The sequence below is a fragment of the Sanguibacter gelidistatuariae genome, assembly GCF_900096585.1.
Lineage (GTDB): Bacteria > Actinomycetota > Actinomycetes > Actinomycetales > Cellulomonadaceae > Sanguibacter > Sanguibacter gelidistatuariae.
The window spans coordinates 194,328-212,205 of the sequence record NZ_FMYH01000001.1; the positions used below are offsets into that span (position 1 = coordinate 194,328).

At 68.7% G+C, this 17,878-nt stretch carries 13 protein-coding genes and 1 pseudogene; 5 read left to right on the forward strand and 9 right to left on the reverse strand.

The features are described from left to right. Positions 1–83: 83 nt before the first annotated feature. The 5 genes and pseudogenes from BLQ50_RS00935 to BLQ50_RS00955 form a co-directional block, all read right to left on the reverse strand. The gene (locus tag BLQ50_RS00935; RefSeq protein WP_217629063.1) at positions 84–1,385 is read right to left on the reverse strand and encodes an ATP-binding protein; all 1,302 of its coding nucleotides are present in this window, start codon (positions 1,383–1,385) and stop codon (positions 84–86) included. 840 nt (positions 1,386–2,225) lie between these two features. Next, positions 2,226–2,593: pseudogene (locus BLQ50_RS19310) on the reverse strand (ABC transporter); the annotation flags it as partial. A 33-nt stretch (positions 2,594–2,626) separates the two neighbouring features. Beyond that, entirely contained in the window at positions 2,627–3,703 is a 1,077-nt protein-coding gene (locus BLQ50_RS00945) for a Fic family protein (protein WP_093180517.1), read from the reverse strand. Between the two features lie 49 nt (positions 3,704–3,752). Then, entirely contained in the window at positions 3,753–6,233 is a 2,481-nt protein-coding gene (uvrA, locus tag BLQ50_RS00950) for an excinuclease ABC subunit UvrA (RefSeq protein WP_093180519.1), read from the reverse strand. A gap of 330 nt (positions 6,234–6,563) precedes the next feature. After that, positions 6,564–8,711 carry a catalase gene (locus tag BLQ50_RS00955; protein ID WP_093180520.1) on the reverse strand — a complete coding sequence of 716 codons (2,148 nt, stop codon included), beginning with the start codon at positions 8,709–8,711 and terminating at the stop codon, positions 6,564–6,566. Between the two features lie 166 nt (positions 8,712–8,877). Here BLQ50_RS00955 and BLQ50_RS00960 point away from each other — a divergent pair, with 166 nt between their 5' ends. After that, entirely contained in the window at positions 8,878–10,197 is a 1,320-nt protein-coding gene (locus BLQ50_RS00960; RefSeq protein WP_093180522.1) for an APC family permease, read from the forward strand. A 20-nt stretch (positions 10,198–10,217) separates the two neighbouring features. Here the strand turns inward: BLQ50_RS00960 and BLQ50_RS00965 are convergent, their stop codons facing one another. Together BLQ50_RS00965 and BLQ50_RS00970 are read right to left on the reverse strand one after the other, a co-directional pair. Next, positions 10,218–11,444 carry a type II toxin-antitoxin system HipA family toxin gene (locus BLQ50_RS00965; protein ID WP_175558967.1) on the reverse strand — a complete coding sequence of 409 codons (1,227 nt, stop codon included), beginning with the start codon at positions 11,442–11,444 and terminating at the stop codon, positions 10,218–10,220. After that, a complete protein-coding gene (locus BLQ50_RS00970; protein ID WP_093180525.1) occupies positions 11,441–11,722 on the reverse strand; it encodes a helix-turn-helix domain-containing protein in 282 nt (93 codons plus the stop codon). Before BLQ50_RS00970 ends, BLQ50_RS00965 begins: the two co-directional genes overlap by 4 nt. A 150-nt stretch (positions 11,723–11,872) precedes the next feature. On the opposite strand from BLQ50_RS00970, the gene BLQ50_RS00975 reads away from it, so the two are divergent. From BLQ50_RS00975 to BLQ50_RS00985, 3 genes are read left to right on the forward strand one after another with little or no spacing between them, the layout of a single operon-like run. Beyond that, entirely contained in the window at positions 11,873–12,694 is an 822-nt protein-coding gene (locus BLQ50_RS00975; protein WP_093180527.1) for a succinate dehydrogenase cytochrome b subunit, read from the forward strand. Further along, the gene (locus tag BLQ50_RS00980) at positions 12,691–14,679 is read left to right on the forward strand and encodes a fumarate reductase/succinate dehydrogenase flavoprotein subunit (protein WP_093180529.1); all 1,989 of its coding nucleotides are present in this window, start codon (positions 12,691–12,693) and stop codon (positions 14,677–14,679) included. Before BLQ50_RS00975 ends, BLQ50_RS00980 begins: the two co-directional genes overlap by 4 nt. After that, a complete protein-coding gene (locus tag BLQ50_RS00985; protein ID WP_093180530.1) occupies positions 14,676–15,425 on the forward strand; it encodes a succinate dehydrogenase/fumarate reductase iron-sulfur subunit in 750 nt (249 codons plus the stop codon). The genes BLQ50_RS00980 and BLQ50_RS00985 overlap by 4 nt, the downstream gene beginning before the upstream one ends. A gap of 60 nt (positions 15,426–15,485) precedes the next feature. On the opposite strand, the gene BLQ50_RS18475 is transcribed toward BLQ50_RS00985, so the two are convergent. Then, positions 15,486–15,974: a helix-turn-helix transcriptional regulator gene (locus tag BLQ50_RS18475; RefSeq protein ID WP_175558968.1), complete on the reverse strand. Its 489-nt coding sequence runs from the start codon at positions 15,972–15,974 to the stop codon at positions 15,486–15,488. A 34-nt stretch (positions 15,975–16,008) separates the two neighbouring features. Continuing rightward, entirely contained in the window at positions 16,009–16,716 is a 708-nt protein-coding gene (locus BLQ50_RS00995; protein WP_245700818.1) for a hypothetical protein, read from the reverse strand. A gap of 245 nt (positions 16,717–16,961) precedes the next feature. On the opposite strand from BLQ50_RS00995, the gene BLQ50_RS01000 reads away from it, so the two are divergent. After that, positions 16,962–17,810, forward strand: a complete 849-nt coding sequence (locus BLQ50_RS01000) for an alpha/beta fold hydrolase (RefSeq protein WP_093180532.1) — start codon at positions 16,962–16,964, stop codon at positions 17,808–17,810. Positions 17,811–17,878 lie beyond the last annotated feature (68 nt).

Here is a 17,878-nt window from a genome sequence, read left to right on the forward strand (position 1 = left end):
TCATCGCGCACGCACCCGACACATATAGGAGACACGCCCTAGCCTAGGCCACCCAGGCGCTACCAAGAATTAGCTGTTGGCCACTACATTAGCCCCAAGTTTCGGTAAATACTGGGGGACGTCTCCTTGAGAAGCTTCAGCGTCTTTTCAAGGCTCTCTAATCCACCAGATCGGAGTGCTGCGGCTCGGAGTGCAACTCCGACGGCCAGCAAGTCCGTTTCGCCGGCCGACTTCTTGGTGGAATGCACCCGATCCTCTCCTCCTGCCCGTCGGTACCGCTCACCCGCATGTATGCAGAGCTCTTGAATGGGTTTTTCGAGCATGGGGCGTATCTCGGGCGGTAGGTTGATCTTCATCTTCGCAACATTGAGCTGGAACGCGACGTCAAGCTCCGTGGGAAAGTCAATCGAAGCACGCGCAAGTTTGGTGTGCTCATCCAAGCCGCGCAATCCGCTCCAGCCACCGAACTGGACGAGGCGATCCACGCGGTAGAAGTATAGGCCTTGCTGTCGATTCCATTTCAGCGGGCCAGAAAGTGCGTCAAATTCTTCGACTGTATCGAATTCATTCTTTGCAGGCAGCACATACCGCTGGACACGAACGTCGTGAGCAGTTCCATCAACCGTGATACTGAAGACCTGCCCAGGTAGGAGCTGTGTTTGCTCACAGGTGGACGCAAACGGATCCCAAGCTTTCAGTTTCTGCCCGTCCACGATTATGTTGACCTTCCCGGCGGCGGCGCTCCCAGAAAGATACCGGTGAAAGACTACTGAAAGATGCTCTGCGACTTTAGTTGAGGCGTTCTTCAAGCGTCGCTTTCCTACGCCGGAGTTCGCCGTTCGTTCATTTAGCACCCTGTCGAGATTCTCCAGTACAACAGTTGTGCCACTGCCCGTAGCACCGAGCTGCGCATCACGTTCGCGGACAACCGCGCTGGCTTGGCCTTCGTGGATCAACCACTCGTCACGCGCCGCCACGAGATCGAGATCGAGGGTTCTCCGATTGACGGACCCTCGACCTCTCCGATACTTGGAGAGTACGGTGAGCCGACGGCACTGAGAAAAGGAGGCGGTCTTCAGGCCAAGACCGAATCGACCGAGTTCGCCCGGTTTGTAGTCGCGACGGCTGCCGAAGCGGAGCGCCTCGTGGAGGCCGTTGATCGGCATCCCCTCGCCGTCATCGCTGACGACGATTGCTGAGTCACGGCCGTGAAACTCGAAATCCACGTGAACCTCACGTGCACCAGCGGCGATCGCGTTGTCGATGAGGTCGGCGATCGCAGTGGGCGTGTCGTACCCAATGTCGCGCAACGACTCGGTTAACCGTGCAGCTGACGGGGCCACTCGCTCTTCGGTCACTTCCACCATCTCCTTCGGATCCTCCACCAGGATCTCATACCGACGGCCCTGAACTCGGACACGACTCAATCTCTCGGGCTAGCGTAGGCGGCGAGGCTGACATCTTGATAACGACGGCGACACAGCACGGCTCGGCCGTCGTCGTCGCGGCGCTGATCCGACGCTGCGTTGACGAAAGATCGCGGGCTGCCGAACTTGATTCCTGTCACGCTGCGCACTCGCCCGTCGAGTATCCCCCAACACGGGGCCCTGTCCAGATTCCTCCAGATGGCGAGTCGCCCCTGTAGGGCCTTCGGCGAGCTGGCAAGCTTCGGGGTATGCACACTTGGATCCGACCCGCGCTTGCCGACCCGCCACCGCCCAACACGGTCGGCAGTCTTGTCACTCAACTTGTCCGATCCGCGCCGTATCTTCGCGGGACCGAGTCTCCGGAGGGCGGTCTCCTCCGGTCGCGACTCGTCACGGCACTACAGGACTGCCTTTCTCCTCCTGACGATCTGTCAGTGTTCTCGGGCAGCTCGTTCAGCTCGAACGAGCTGGATCTCGAGTCCCGCACAATGAGGTTGGTGGTGAGTGTGCAGGCTGGGCGTGCTCTGGCCAACAACGGTTCCTTGACCGCTACCTTGGCGGCGGCGGCATGCGACTCTGCTGACTGGCTGGTCATGTTGGTCCCCGCCCACTACAAAGGGGGCACCGTGTCTCAGAAGGTCCATCAGCAGATCTCATCGCTCTACCAGTCATCAGGCATCCACCTTGATCTAGTTGGTGTCTGCTTGGTGCCTTACTGAACTCCCTGCCCTGGGTCGGTAATTGGAGCGCCTAGCCACTCACCCCGCCCTTCCCCGCCAGCGGGGACTCGAGCTGCCCCTACCGCCCCTCCAAGTGCGATGACCGCCGCGCCGCCAAGTACGGCGCCGTTGCGCTCTCCCCCACCCGAGCAACCTCTTCCGGCGTCCCCGTAGCCACCACGCGGCTCCCTGGTCCGCGCTGACGATCGTGTCGAAGTCGGCGGGGCGCAGCCCTGCGGTGGGCTCGTCGAGCAGGTACAGCGCGTGCCCGCGGCGGGCACGCTGCAGTTCGGTTGCCGGCATGATCCGCTGGGCCTCGTCGACGGACAGGGTGAGCACGTCGGCGATGGTCTTGCCGCGGTACGTGACCTCGAGGGTTTCGGCGTTGTAGCGGGCTCCGTGGCAGGTGGGGCACGGTGCATTCGTGCCGGGCAGGAAGAGCAGCTCCGGTCGCGCCCGCGAGCTGACGGAGCGACCGGCCTACGCGTACAGCACCCCCCGGAACCCCGGATACGGCTCCACCAGCTCGTCGCTCCCTCGCCGCACTGCGACGATCTCGTCCAGCCCCTCGCCCGCCACGTAGTACCTGCCCTTCGTCTCCCCCACCGCCCGCAGCAGCCCGGCGTCGGCCAAACGTTTGAAGTCCCGAGTTGCCGAGCGCTCGTCGATCTCGGCCGTGCGCACGTACGTCGATCGCCGCACGCGGAACCCGACCACGGCGGAGAACAGCAGGTCCAGGGTCCGCTCGGGAAGCTTGTGGAGGCGAGCTACGTCGTCGAGCATCTCCCAGACGACGGCCGCACGCGCCATGCGGATCTGGACGGTCTGCGCCTGGAAGTGGTGAGCTCGCAGGCAGAACTTGAGCCAGAGATGGGCGTCCTGCTCCGGGCTCCACACCCCCGCGCTCGTGCGCGCCAGCACCTGGTAGTAGTCGTCGGTGTTGCGCCCGAGCCACTCCTCGATGCTCGACAGCTCGGGTGCGCTGAGCCCAGCACGGGTGAGCACCAGGGTGTGCAGCGCGCGGGCCATCCGGCCGTTGCCGTCGCGGAAGGGATGGATCATCACGAGGTTGAGGTGAGCCATCGCGGCCTGGACGAACGGGTCCTCTCCGGACCGGATCGCGAGCACGGAGACGAGCTCGTCGACCATTCCAGGAACTTCCGAAGCCGCCGGCCCCTCGTAGACGTTGCGGTTGAGCTTGTCGTCGTGGACAAAGATCTCACCGCGTCGGTACTGACCCGGGCTCTTGTCGAGGGCATGGGAGCCCAGCATGAAGTGCATGCTGCGCAGCACCGAGGAGTCCAGGGTGAAGTACTCGTCGGCCGCGGTGGCCAGGACAAAACCGAGTGCCTGGCGGTAGCCCCTGATCTCGGCGAAGGTTCGCTCGTCCGCGCTGATCGGCTCCTCGCCGTCGATCGCGGCGTCGGCCTCGTCGAGCTCGACGTCGTAGCCCTCGATGCTGTTGGATCCGCGGATGGCACGGGCGACCGCGGTGCGGCGGAGGCGGCTGACCCGGCGCCTGGGCGTGCGGAGGTAGTCGGACAACGTGGTCCGCATGGCTTCAAGCCACCGGTGACGCGACCCGCCCCTACCGCCCCTACCGCCCCTACCGCCCCTCCGAGTGCGACACTAGCCGCGCCGCCAGATACGGCGCTGTAACACTCCCCTCCACCCGAGCCACCTCCTCAGGCGTCCCCGTAGCCACCACTTGCCCCCCGTGGTCCCCACCCCCAGGCCCCAGATCGATCACCCAGTCCGCGCTCACGATCGTGTCGAGATCGTGCTCCACCAGCACCACGGTGTTCCCGGCGTCCACCAACCGGTGCAGCTGGCGCAGCAACAGCGCGATATCAGCCGGGTGCAACCCCGCCGTCGGCTCGTCGAGCAGGTACAGCGCGTGCCCGCGGCGGGCGCGCTGCAGCTCGGTGGCCAGCTTGATCCGCTGGGCCTCCCCGCCGCTGAGCTCGGTAGCGGGCTGGCCCAGGCGCAGGTAGCCCAGCCCCACCTCGCGCAGCGTCGTCAGGCTGCGCGCGGCGGCCGGCAGGTCCGCCAGGAAGTCGGCAGCCTCGTCGACGGAGAGTCCGAGCACCTCGGCGATGGTCTTGCCGCGGTAGACGATCTCCAGCGTCTCGGCGTTGTAGCGCGCTCCGTGGCAGGTGGGGCACGGTGCGTACGTGCCGGGCAGGAAGAGCAGCTCGACCGAGACGGAGCCCTCCCCCTGGCAGGTCTCGCAGCGTCCTTCGGCGACGTTGAAGGAGAAACGCCCGGCTCCGTAGCCCCGTTCGCGGGCCTCGGGGGTCGCGGCGTAGAGCTTGCGCACCGCGTCGAAGAGGCCCGTGTAGGTCGCCAGGTTGGAACGCGGCGTGCGGCCGATCGGGCGCTGGTCGACGCGCACCAGCCGGTCGAAGGCCTCCAGCCCGGTCGCGTCGTCGACGTCGATCTCGAGCTCGCTATCCTCCGCGTCGTCGGGCGCTTGGCCGAGGTGGCGGCGCACCAGCTCGGCGAGCACCTGGGTGACCAGCGTCGACTTGCCCGACCCGGACACCCCGGTCACCGCCGTCAGCACGCCCAGCGGCACCTCGACCGAGACCCCGGAGAGGTTGTGCCGGCTGATCCCGTGCAGGTGCAGCCACCCGTGGGGTGTGCGCTGGGGTCGCTCGAGCGGTTCCGCGCGGCCGAAGAGGTACTTCCCGGTGACCGACGCCTCGACGTGCTCAAGACCGGCGATCGGCCCGGAGTAGAGCACCTGTCCCCCGTGCTCGCCGGCTCCGGGGCCGATGTCGACGACCCAGTCCGCGCGACGCACGATGTCCAGGTCATGCTCGACGACGAACAGCGAGTTGCCCGCGCCCTTGAGCACGTCGAGCACGTCGAGAAGCGGCTTGGCGTCGGCCGGGTGCAGCCCCGCCGAGGGCTCGTCGAGCACGTACACGACCCCGAAGAGCCCCGAGCGCAGCTGGGTGGCGATGCGCAGGCGCTGGGCCTCCCCGGGCGAGAGGGTCGTGGAGGTGCGCCCCAACGAGAGGTACCCCAGCCCCAGGTCGAGCAGCACCTGGATCCGCTCCACGAGGTCGGTGCACAGGCGCACCGCCACCTCGGTCGCCTCGCCGGAATCGGCCGACGACGTCGCCGCACCCACCTCGGTGAGCTCGGCTACCGGACGGAGCAGAGCCCGCAGCTCCACGAACGACAACGCGTTGGTCTCGGCGATGCTCAGGCCCCGAAAGGTGACCGTCAGGGAGTCCGCCCGCAGTCCGGTGCCGTGGCAGAGCGAGCACGCGGCGCTGCGGACGAAGCGCATCGCCTTGTCTCGCATCATCTGGCTCTTGGAGGTGGCCAGGACGTGGTGGACGTGCGCGCGGGCGCTCCAGAACAGCCCGTAGTACCCATGGTCGATGCGGTCCCGCTCGGGCTTGATGAGCACCTTGGGCTGCTCGTCGGTGAACAGCAGCCACTCGCGGTCCTTCGCCGTCAGCGAGCGCCACGGAGCATCGACGTCGATCCCCAGCCCGGCCACGATGCTGCGCAGGTTGGCTCCCTGCCACGCCCCCGGCCACGCGGCGATCGCGCCCTCGCGGATGCTCAGCGACGTGTCCGGCACCAGGAGCTCCTCGCTGACGTCGTGCTCCTCGCCCAGCCCTTGGCAGCGCGGGCAGGCGCCGGCCGCGGTGTTCGGGGAGAACGCCTCCGCCCCCAGGCGCGACGCACCGGCCGGGTAGGTCCCGGCGCGCGAGTAGAGCATCCGCACGAGGTTGGACAGGGTGGTCAGCGTGCCCACGCTCGAGCGGGAGGTCGGGGCGCCACGTCGCTGCTGCAGCGCCACGGCGGGCGGCAGCCCGGTGATCTCCTGCACGTGGGGAGCGCCCACCTGCTGCAGCAGCCGACGGGCGTATGGAGCCACCGACTCGAAGTAGCGACGCTGTGCCTCGGCGTAGAGCGTCCCGAAGGCCAGTGAGGACTTGCCGGAGCCGGAGACGCCGGTGAAGGCGACCATCGCGTCCCGTGGCAGGTCGACGTCGATGTTCTTGAGGTTGTGCTCGCTGGCTCCGCGGACATGGACGAAGGAGTCGTTCGGATCGTGGGGCACGCATTCCAACCTAGGCGCCGGTCGTCGGCTCCGCACCGCGACGAGCACGTGAGCGCACCTGCTCCCAGACCCGCCCTGAGCCCGATCACGGCTCGACAAGCGCACCCTAAAACCTCCCGGCCCCCTTTCCCCATGACCACCCCCTAGCCCGCCCTCTCCCGCAGCATCAGCGGCCGTCTGCAGGTGCTCGCCGAGACCGTCGTGCTGCTCACCCGGTCCTCGTCCGCCGCGGGCAAGCCCGTCGATCCCGCGGACGGCACCACGGCGTGACGCCCTAGGGGAGCGGGTGCACCGGAGCGTGCTGAGACACGCACCGGTGCGCCCGCGACCTCACCAGGCCTGGGTGCCCGCCGCGTCCAGCGCGGCCAGCCGCTCCCACGCCCGGTGCAGGCCCACGGCCCGCACCAACCCCTGCGTGAGGTCGGGGGTGAGCTCGGTGTCGGTGAGCACCCCCTCGGCGGAGGTATCGATCCCGTACGCGTCCAGCACCTCGACCCCGTCACCCCACGCGACGATCGCCTTCCCGTGCCGGAACGCCTCCTCGAGGATGCTCCGGGTGCGGGGGTGAGCAGCCAGCGGGGACGCGGCGAGCCCGTCCGCCAGCACGACCGCGTCAAACTCGATCGAGCGCGCGGTGACTGGGGTGCGTTCGACCGGCTGCACGCCCAGCGTCCCCAGGTGCGAGGCGATGACCTTGAGGTCCGCCTGCTCGGCCTTGAGCGCTGTGCGCAGCACGGACAGCTCCTCCTCGTCGGACCCGTCGTCGGCAAAGACCCCGATCACCCGGCCGATGATCGGCCCGGGATCGTCCTTGACCTCGGAGATCGCAGCCGTGCGGGTCACGCCGTCCGCGTCGCCCGCGCCGAGGCCCTCCCCGGCGCCGGGTGAGGCGTCGCCGGATTCGCCGTCGGGCACGGGGACGCCGAGGCCGGCGGCGACCCGCGCGCAGAGGTCGGCGTCGATCTTGGCGAGCGCGCGGAGCTGGTGGTCGCGCACCGACTGCTCGTAGCACTTGCCCAGCTCGAAGACGTACGCGGCCGCGGTGTGTGCCTGCTCGATGGGGCTCAGGGAGTTCCAGAACATCCGCGGCTGGGTGAAGTGGTCACCGAAGCTCAGCGGGTTCTCCCTCACCTTGTCCCCGGCGACCGGCTTCGGCAGGGTGACGAACACCCCGGGCGCAGCGGGTGACGCCGTCGGGAGACCGCCGGCCAGGGTGTTGGGCAGGTAGGTGCCCAGGCCCTCGTGGATCGCCGTCTGGTGCATGCCGTCGCGGAGCATGTCGTTGACGGGGGCGTGTGTGCGGTTGATCGGGAGCTGGGCGAAGTTCGGCCCGCCGAGCCGGGTGATCTGGGTGTCGAGGTAGGAGAAGAGCCGGCCCTGCAGCAGCGGGTCGTTGGTCACCTGGATGCCGGGCACGAGGTGGCCGGGGTGGAAGGCGACTTGCTCGGTCTCGGCGAAGTAGTTGGTCGGGTTGGCGTTGAGGACCAGGCGCCCGACCTTCTGCACCGGGCACAGCTCCTCGGGGACGAGCTTGGTCGGGTCGAGCAGGTCGATGCCCATGAACATCTCATCCTCGGAGTCGGGCATGACCTGCAGGCCCAGCTCCCACTCGGGGAACGCACCGTGTTCGATCGCGTCGGCGAGGTCGCGGCGGTGGAAGTCCGGGTCGGCGCCCTGCGCGAGCTGGGCTTCCTCCCACACCATCGAGTGCACCCCGGCCACCGGCTTCCAGTGGATCTTCACCAGCGACGTCTTCCCCTCGGCGTTCTCCATCCGGAAGGTGTGCACCCCGAAGCCTTCCACCGTCCGGTACGACGCCGGGATCCCGCGCCCGGACATGAACCAGATGGTCGTGTGCTGGGTCTCGGTGTGGCGGGAGGCGAAGTCCCAGAACGTGTCGTGGGCGCTCTGCGCCTGCGGGATCTCCCGGTCCGGGTGGGGCTTGACCGCGTGGATGAGGTCGGGGAACTTGATGGCGTCCTGGATGAAGAAGACCGGGATGACGTTGGCGACGAGGTCGTAGGTGCCCTCCTCGGTGTAGAACTTCGTCGAGAAGCCCCGCACGTCACGCACGGTGTCCGCCGAGCCGCGGGAGCCGACGACTGTGGAGAACCGCGTGAACACCTCCGTCTCCTGGCCCTCGGTCGCCAGGAAGCCGGCCTTGGTGATGGCGGAGGCGTTGCCGTAAGCGGTGAACACCCCGTGCGCCGCCGCGCCCCTCGCGTGCACCACCCGCTCGGGGATGCGCTCGTGGTCGAAGTGCGTGATCTTCTCCCGCAGGTGGTGGTCCTCGAGCAAGACCGGCCCGCGCGGGCCCGCCTTGAGGGAGTGGTCGGTGTCGTCGACGCGCAGGCCCTGCGCGGTAGTCAGCCGGTCACCCTGCTGGGACCTCGGATCGGGCGAGGTCTGGGCTGGCGGGGCGCCCGTCGGGCTCACGTCGGTGGGTGGGGTCTGGTCAGGTTCGCGGCGTGCACTCATGGCATCGTCCTACTCGTCGTCGAGGGTTCTGATTCCTCCACGGTAGGCACCACGGATGAACCCGTGCGACCCGAGACGACCGGCCCGTCCGGGGGGACGACGGGCACCGTCCGCTGACCTGGCCCTCCACCAAGCAGGAGGCCGAAGGTGCTGGCAACCTGTCCACATGACTACCGCCCAGCCCACCCTCTCCCGCAGCATCAGCGGCCGACTCCTCTACGTCTTCATCCTCGGCGACGTCCTGGGCGCCGGGGTGTACGCCCTGGTCGGTGTCATGGCCGGTGAGGTCGGGGGCGCGGTGTGGCTCCCGCTGCTCGTGGCGCTGGGGCTCGCGCTGCTCACCGCAGGCTCCTACGCCGAGCTGGTGACCAAGTACCCGAAGGCCGGCGGCGCGGCGGTTTTCGCCGAGCGGGCGTTCAAGAGGCCCGCCCTGTCGTTCCTCGTCGGATTCTCGATGCTGGCCGCCGGGGTGACGAGCGCGGCTGGCCTGTCCATCGCCTTCGCCGGGGAGTACTTCACCACCTTCGTCTCGGCGCCCACCAAGCTGGTCGCCGTGGTCTTCCTCATCCTGGTCGCGCTGCTCAACGCGCGCGGGATCCAGGAGTCGCTGCGGGCTAACTTCGTCATGACGGCCATCGAGCTCTCCGGCCTGCTGCTCATCATCATCCTGGCCGCGGTGGTGCTCGGACGCGGCGACGGCGACCTGTCCCGCGCCCTGGAGTTCAAGGACGGCACCACCCCGGCCCTTGCCGTGCTCGGTGCGTCGCTGCTCGCCTTCTACTCCTACGTCGGCTTCGAGACCTCCGCCAACCTCGCCGAGGAGGTCAAAGATGTCCGGCGCGTGTACCCGCGGGCGCTGTTCGCCGCGCTTCTCACCGCCGGGGTCGTCTACGTCGGGGTCGGCGTCGCGGCGGTCGCCGTCGTCTCCCCCGACACCCTGGCCGCCTCGACCGGACCGCTGCTCGAGGTGGTCCACGTGGCCGACGTCGTCCCCGACAAGGTGTTCGCCGCGATCGCCCTGGTAGCGGTCGCCAACGGGGCGCTCCTGACGATGATCATGGCGAGCCGCCTCACCTACGGCATGGCGGCCCAGGGCCTGCTGCCCCCCGTGCTCGCCCGCGTCCTGCCCGGGCGCCGCACGCCGTGGGTGGCGATCGTGGTCACGACCCTCGCCGCGATCGTCCTCGTGTTTACCGGCGGCCTCCAGGTCCTCGCCGAGACCGTCGTGCTGCTCCTGCTCATCGTCTTCATCAGCACGAACGTCTCCGTGCTCGTGTTGCGCAAGGACCGCGTCGAGGAGGACCACTTCCGGGTCGCGACCATCGTGCCGGTCCTCGGCGTGGCGAGCTGCCTGGTCCTGCTCACCCAGCAGAGCGCGGGGACGTGGCTGCGGGCCGGGATCCTGCTGGCGGTCGGGGCGGTGCTGCATCTGCTGACCCGGTCATCATCCAGAGCAGGGAAGAACGCCCAGCCCGCGACGCCCTGACCGGCCGGGCTCGCGCCTACTCAGGAGACAACCTGCAGGGCCCCGACCGCTCGCGCATCGATCAGCGCCCCGATCCGGTCGACGTCGATCCCGTCAGCGGAGCAGGTGGAGAGTGCCTGGCGCACGCTCGACCCCACGGACGCGATCGTCTCGCACACCGCGGCGTCGGCCAGCCCCCACGTGGTCGCCTCGGCGCGCAGATGCGTCGCGGTCAGGTACGACAGCCGGCCCTGACCGTCGAGGTGGTGCCCAAAGGTCTGGAAGGCGTCGTTGAGCAGGTACACCGGCGCGACGTCGTACAAGGGAGCCATCGCGTATGTCGCGGCGTGGCTGATCGCCAGGGAGTAGTTCTTGGAGTGAGCCTCGCCGTTGCCAACAATCAGGTTGAACGTGACCTGGGCCAACAGGTCACGCAGGAACGTTGCCGGGGCGATTGCTTCTCTCCCGGCGGCTCGGGCGATTGCTGCCAGGCGGTGTTCGGTGCGAGTCGTCTCGTACTTGTCGCGCGACGCGACACCAAGTGCCTGGGTGAAGTCCTCCTGGTGGGCGCGCTTGCCATCGTGCCGGTCGAACCGCTCGACGACGAGGGCGAGGCGTCCATCGAAGTCCGCAAGCTCGGCATTCGCGGCGGGGAGACCGGCTGTCCGCGCGAGGCGCAACGCCCACTCCTCCCACCGGATGAGATCGGGGATGACGATGTCTGAGGTCGGTTCGGGCTTGATGAGGTGCGTGGACATGGCCCCGTCAGCCGGCCATGCCCAGCCGGCCTCGGTGCGGGTGAGCAGCACCTTGGCCTGGACGCCCCCGAGAGAAGCACTCACAACCTGTCCGGGCGGAGGGTCCAGCGTGGGGAGCTGGGCCACGATCTGGTTGACCTCGCCGTCGGACAAAGGGACGAGGTGACCAGCGCCTGGCGCGATGTCCTCGGGGGTGAGCTGGATGGCTCCGGCGCACTCGCGACCGATGGACTGCAACATGCCGAACGTGTCTCCGGGGTGGAGCTGATGCTGGCGCTCGAGCGCGCCGCGCACGCTGCCCTCGGGCAGGAGGTTGTCCAGGAACCGTTCGAGGTGGGCGCCTTGGACGCGCTTGTCAGTCAGCGGCAGAGACAGCGAGAGGGGCCTCGCACCGGCGCCGTAGGTGTCGAGGATCTCGGGGTCGAAGCGCAGGCGCAGATGGCCGTTGCGGAGCTTGTCGAGCTCGCCCAAGCGCTCGCCGCGCAGCCAGACGTACAGGGTGGCGGTCACGAGGGCGGCACCACGGTGATGAGGGAGCCGCGGGGCACCACGACCAGCTCGTACCCGCACGCGGTGAGGGCATCGACGAGGGTATCGGTGGCGGTGGGCAGTCCGCGTTCCATCCGGGAGATGGTCGGGCGAGAGGAGCGGATAGCCGCGGCCAGCTCGCTCTGCGTCCTCCCGCTCGCGGTGCGCACGGACTGGACGGCGGTGGCGAGCGCATCGACGCTGCGTGCCCGGTAGAACCGGCGGCGCGTCGTTTCTGATTCATTCAATGCCTCAACCATGTCTGCATCATATCAGATTCATTTTGTAGTCGCCGCAGAATGACTCAGATATGACTCGGGATGGAAGTCCTACTCCGGCCCACTTTCCCACCCCTACGCTCCATGTGACGCACAACACGTCGCGCCACCAGCAGCTACCCAGGGATGCCCATGCCTTCCCCCGTAAGCCCAGGTCAGCAAGCCGCGCCAGCCGCCGCACCGCCGCGCGCGCACGCCCCCGCCACCCTCCCCGGCGCCGACCCCGCGGCCCTGTCCACCGGCCGCATCACCAACACCCGCATCCGCAAGGCCCCGACCGTCCCGTCCTGGGTCCTCAAACTCATCATGGCCGTCACCGGCACGATCTTCGCCCTGTTCCTGCTCGTGCACATGTTCGGCAACCTCAAGGTGTTCACCGGCGCCGAGCACTTCAATGAGTACGCGCACTGGCTGCACACGATCCTCGAACCGTTCCTGCCGTGGAACGGCGTCCTGTGGATCTTGCGGATCGTCCTGATGGTCGGGCTCATCGGCCACGTCGTCGCCGCGGTCCTGCTCAAGCAGCGCGCCCGCAAGTCCCGTGGCAAGGTCGCCCGCAAGCGCCTGCCGCTGAAGACCTTCGCCGGGCGGAACATGCTCGTGACCGGCATCGTGCTCTTCGCCTTCATCGTCTTCCACATCATGGACCTCACCCTGGGCACCACCGGCGTCGCCCCGGAGAGCTACACGGCCGGCACGACGGAGGCGTCCTTCGCCTACCAAAACCTCGTCGCCAGCTTCGAGCGCCCGGCTGCCGCGGCCTTCTACATCGTCGCGCTGCTGACCCTCTTCCTGCACCTGGGGCACGGGCTGGTCACCGTCGTGCACGACCTCGGCATGACCGGCAAGCGCACCCGCGCGATCGCCTTCGCGATCGGCGGCGCGCTCGCCCTGGCGATCCTGCTCGGCAACATCCTCATCCCCGTCGCGGTGCTCACCGGAGTCGTGAAATGACCACCACCGAACTGCCAGACACCGCGATCCAGCAAGACGCCCCCGAGTCCCAGGTCCCCGGCGTCACCCGAGGAGAAACCCTCGACGGCCACGTCCCCGACGGCCCTCCATCAACCGCGTGGGCCCGCCGCAAGCTCGCCTACAAGCTCGTCAACCCCGCCAACCGCGCCAAGTTCAAGGTCATCGTCGTCGGCACCGGCCTGGCCGGGGCGGGGGCCGCCGCGGCCCTCGGTGAGCTCGGCTACGACGTCCACTCCTTCACGTATCACGACGCCCCGCGGCGGGCGCACTCGGTCGCCGCGCAGGGCGGCATCAACGCCGCCCGCGCCCGCAAGGTCGACAACGACTCGATCGAACGCTTCGTGACCGACACCGTCAAGGGCGGGGACTTCCGCGGCCGCGAGGCCGACGCCTTCCGCCTCGGCGAGGAGTCCGTCCGGGTCATCGACCACCTCAACGCGATCGGGGCGCCCTTCGCCCGCGAGTACGGCGGCGCCCTGGCCACCCGCTCCTTCGGCGGCGTGCAGGTCTCGCGCACCTACTACACCCGTGGCCAGACCGGCCAGCAGCTCCAGGTCGCCAGCGCCCAGGCCCTCCTGCGCCAGGTCGACGCCGGAACCGTCACCCTGCGCACCCGCCACGAGATGCTCGACCTCATCGTCGACGACGGCCGCGCCCAGGGCGTCATCATGCGCAACCTGCTCACCGGCGAGATCACCGCCCACACGGCCGACGCCGTCGTACTCGCGACGGGCGGGTACGGGAACGTCTTCTACTTCTCCACCCTGGCCAAGAACTCCAACGCCTCCGCCGCGTGGCGCGCGACCCAGCGCGGCGCGCACTTCGCCTCGCCGTCCTTCATCCAGTTCCACCCCACCGCGCTGCCGGTGAGCTCGCGGTGGCAGTCCAAGACCATCCTCATGAGCGAGTCGCTGCGCAACGACGGCCGCATCTGGGTGCCGCTCGCCCCCGGCGACGAGCGCGCGGCGAACGACATCCCCGAGGCCGAGCGCGACTACTACCTCGAGCGCCGCTACCCGACGTTCGGCAACCTGACCCCGCGCGACGTCGCCTCGCGCAACGCGAGCGAACAGATCACGGCGGGGCGCGGCGTCGGGCCCCTGAAGAACAGCGTGTACCTCGACTTCCGCGACGCGATCGCGCGCCTGGGCAAGGCGAAGATCGCCGAGCGCTACGGGAACCTCTTCGAGATGTACACCCACGCGACCGGCGAGGACCCGTACACGGTGCCGATGCGCATCGCGCCCGGGGCGCACTTCACGATGGGCGGGCTGTGGTCCGACTACGACCAGATGACCTCGATCCCGGGGCTCTTCGTCGGCGGCGAGGCCGGCTGGGGCTACCACGGCGCCAACCGCCTCGGCGCGAACTCGCTGCTCTCGGCGTGCGTGGACGGCTGGTTCACCCTCCCCTACTCCATCCCCAGCTACCTCGCCCCCTTGCTCGGCAAGCCCCGCCTGCCCGACGACGCGCCGCCAGTTCTCGAGGCGCTCGAACGCGCGCAGACGCGCACCGAGGCGCTGCTGGCCGCCGACGGTGAGCACGGCCCGACGTACTTCCACCGCCTGCTCGGCGACATCCTCTACGCCGGCTGCGGGGTGCACCGCACATCCTCAACCTTGACCACGGCAATCTCCGAGATCCGGGCGCTGCGCGGGCGGTTCTGGGCCGAGCTGCGCGTCGCCGGAACCGGGGACCACCTCAACCAGGAGCTCGAGAAGGCCGGCCGGGTGGCCGACTACCTCGAGCTCGCCGAGCTCATGTGCGTCGACGCCCTCGACCGGGAGGAGTCCTGCGGGGCGCACTTCCGCGGCGAGCACCAGGTGGACGGCGAGGCCGCGCGCGACGACGACCTGTGGGCCTTCGTCTCCGCGTGGGAGGTGCCCGGCGACGGGACCTTCGTGCGCCACCACGAGCCGCTGACCTTCGACGCCGTCCCGCTGCAGAAGAGGAACTACAAGTGAAACTCACCTTGGACGTGTGGCGGCAGGACAACCCGGCCGGCCCGGGGCGGTTCGAGACCTACCAGGTCGACGATGCGACCCCGGAGATGAGCGTCGTCGAGCTCCTCGACCGGCTCAACGAGCAGCTCGTGGAGACCGGCGGCGACCCGGTGGCCTTCGAGTCCGACTGCCGCGAGGGCATCTGCGGGGCGTGCGGGGTCACGGTCGACGACCGCCCGCACGGCGCGCAGAAGAACACGCCGTCGTGCCACCAGCGACTGGCCCGGTACGCCGACGGGGACCGCATCCGCATCGAGCCGCTGCGGTCCGGTGCGTACCCGGTGATCCGCGACCTCGTCGTGGACCGCTCCGCCCTCGACCGGGTGATCACCGCCGGCGGGCACGTCGCGATCGCCGCGGGCACCGCGCCCGACGCCGACTCCGTCGCCCTGGACTTCGCCGCGGCCGAGATGGCCCTCGACTTCGCGGCCTGCATCGGCTGCGGCGCCTGCGTGGCAGCCTGCCCCAACGGCGCCGCGCACCTGTTCGTCGGCTCCAAGCTCGCCCACCTCGCGGCCCTGCCCACGACGAAGGCCGAACGCGGCAAACGCGCCCGGGCCATGATCGCGGAGATGGAGCTCGACTTCGGGCCGTGCTCGTCGTATGGCGAGTGCGCTGACGTGTGCCCGGCGGGGATCCCGCTGAGCGCGATCGCGGTTGTCAACAAGGAGCGGCTGCGGGCGGTCCTGCGGGGGCGGAACACCTGAGGGCGGGACTGCACCGGGCGCGTGCTCGCTGCCTACGCATGATCCTGATTCAGAACTGCGTCACACACCCGCCAACTCAGACCGTTCAGCGGCAGTGAGTCCGTGCGCCCGGCGGAAGCGGGCATCGGAGCGTTCCTGCGCCACCCGTTCGATGCGCACGAGAACGTCGGCCCCGGGCGTGACGGCTCCGGACCGGTAGCTTGACAGGCGTGCGGGCGAGGTCCCGACTTCGGCCGAGAACTTCCGCAGGGACAGTCCTGACCGTGCGACGGCAAGTTCGACTCGACGTGCCACCTGTCCTGCGTCTCCTGCGCGCGCGGCGTCGAGAATTCGACGCAACAGCACAACCACCCCCTGCCGCTCAGCGATGCTCAGGGCCTCGTCCAGGTCGAGAGCGGCCTTGCCCTGAGGGTCACGCTTGACGGCCCTAGCGATACGGCGCCAGTGCGGGAGATACCCGCGCTCGATGGCCGTGAGCATGCCTTCAACGCCCCACTGTTCGACGGGGTCATCGGGGGTGGCGTCAATGTTGCGGAACTGCAGTGCCATCGGGCACCTCCTCTCGTGCGATCGTATGTGCGGCTCAGTTGGCCATGGCCTCGGCAACCTGTGCGAGCACAGCGCGCGTTGCGTTCCAATCCTGCCAGCGTCGTTCAAGACCCTTGTACCGGGGCAGGTCACGGATGGTGCGGACATCCTTTGGGTGCGGATCTGCCAGCTGGACCACCAGCTGAGAAGCAACAGGCCCTTCGTCGTGGACGAGGTCCTCGTAATACTCGTCGATGCCAGCGAGCCAGTACGCTGCCCACTCGATCCCGTAGCGGTCGGCGAGGGCCGCAACGTCCAGGTAGTCACGGACCTGGTTGCGCTTGACGATCAGGTATCCCTTGACGCGCAGGGTCTCCGCGACGGTCGGCACGACGACGCTGCGGCCACCTGGCAGGTGACACGTCTCAGTCTCCAGCGGTGTCCTGCGCCTGAGCTGGCGCACTCCGGCTTGGATGCCGCCCAGTTCTCCGAGGATGACCTTTCCAGGGACGACCCGGTTGGTGATCCTGTCTGGCTCTCGCTCGAGCGCTTCGAGGACGATGTCGAACCGTTCCACCAGGTCGGAAACGACGTGGTCGTGGTCGAAGGAGAGTCGGTGGGCAGCGTAGGCGGCTGCGGCGGTGCCCCCGACGAGCACGGCGTCAGGGACGATCTGCTGGAGCCGCGCCGCGCTCTCCAGGACTGCTTGGAGCTCGTCTCGCCGAGGGATATCGGAGGGCACCTCCGACTTGTCGAATGCCACAGTGTAATCAGATCAGATAACAGCGGAGTCGTCCAGTGGCGGCGAGTCTCGGATAAGTCGGCTCAATCACGCGGGGTCACCGCCACCGTTCGGCGAAAGGTCCGAGAGTCTCGGTGAGCAGCTCGGTCATGAAAATCTCATCCTTCGGAATCCACCATCCAGCGGTTGCGGTGACAACGATCGACCTCTTGGGTAGCCCTAGCGGGAGAACGACCGTTCTCCCGTTGCCTGGACAGGAGACCACCATGCCGTTCATCACCACCGGGACCGAGAACTCCGCGAGCATCGACATCTACTACGAGGACCACGGACCCGCCGACGCCGCCCCCGTCGTTCTCATCCACGGCTACCCGCTCGACGGACGCTCCTGGGAACGTCAGACCCGGGTGCTGCTCGAGGCCGGCCACCGCGTCATCGCCTACGACCGTCGCGGCTTCGGTCGCTCGAGCCAGCCCGCGACCGGCTACGACTACGACACCTACGCCGCCGACCTCAACACCCTGCTCGAGTCCCTCGACCTGCGTGACGTCACGCTCGTCGGCTTCTCGATGGGCACCGGCGAGGTCGCCCGCTACGTCGCCGCCTTCGGCACGGACCGGCTGAGCCGCCTCGGCTTCCTCGCCCCCCTCGAGCCCTTCCTCCTCCAGACCGACGACAACTCCACCGGCGTCCCGCAGTCCGTCTTCGACGGCATCGCCGAGACCGCCCGCGCCGACCGCTTCGCGTGGTTCACCAACTTCTTCGCCGACTTCTACAACCTCGACAAGACCCTCGGCTCCCGCATCGGCGAGGAGGCCGTCCGCGCCAGCTGGGCCACCGCAGCCGCGAGCGCGCCCGACGCCGCGTACTCCGTCGTCCCGGCCTGGCTCGAAGACTTCCGGGCCGACGTCGCGACCGTCCGGGCCGCCGGCCTGCCGACGCTCATCCTCCAGGGAACCGCCGACCGCATCCTGCCGATCGACTCGACCGGCCGCCCCTTCCACGAGGCCTTCCCCGAGGCCACCTACGTCGAGGTCGAGGGCGCCCCGCACGGCCTCCTGTGGACCCACCCGGACGAGGTCAACACCGCCCTCCGCGACCTCCTCGCGCGGTGAGGTACTGATGCCAGGTTCTCGGCGGCTACCGGCTGACGGCCGCCGGGAACCAGCCACGGGGTCGTCAG

Excerpts from the sequence above, each read along its gene's own strand:
- BLQ50_RS00945 (WP_093180517.1), bottom strand. The coding sequence starts at position 3,703 with ATGCGGACCACGTTGTCCGACTACCTCCGCACGCCCAGGCGCCGGGTC.
- BLQ50_RS00955 (WP_093180520.1), bottom strand. The coding sequence starts at position 8,711 with ATGAGTGCACGCCGCGAACCTGACCAGACCCCACCCACCGACGTGAGC.
- BLQ50_RS00960 (WP_093180522.1), top strand. The coding sequence starts at position 8,878 with ATGACTACCGCCCAGCCCACCCTCTCCCGCAGCATCAGCGGCCGACTC.
- BLQ50_RS00970 (WP_093180525.1), bottom strand. The coding sequence starts at position 11,722 with ATGGTTGAGGCATTGAATGAATCAGAAACGACGCGCCGCCGGTTCTAC.
- BLQ50_RS00975 (WP_093180527.1), top strand. The coding sequence starts at position 11,873 with ATGCCTTCCCCCGTAAGCCCAGGTCAGCAAGCCGCGCCAGCCGCCGCA.
- BLQ50_RS00980 (WP_093180529.1), top strand. The coding sequence starts at position 12,691 with ATGACCACCACCGAACTGCCAGACACCGCGATCCAGCAAGACGCCCCC.
- BLQ50_RS18475 (WP_175558968.1), bottom strand. The coding sequence starts at position 15,974 with ATGGCACTGCAGTTCCGCAACATTGACGCCACCCCCGATGACCCCGTC.
- BLQ50_RS01000 (WP_093180532.1), top strand. The coding sequence starts at position 16,962 with ATGCCGTTCATCACCACCGGGACCGAGAACTCCGCGAGCATCGACATC.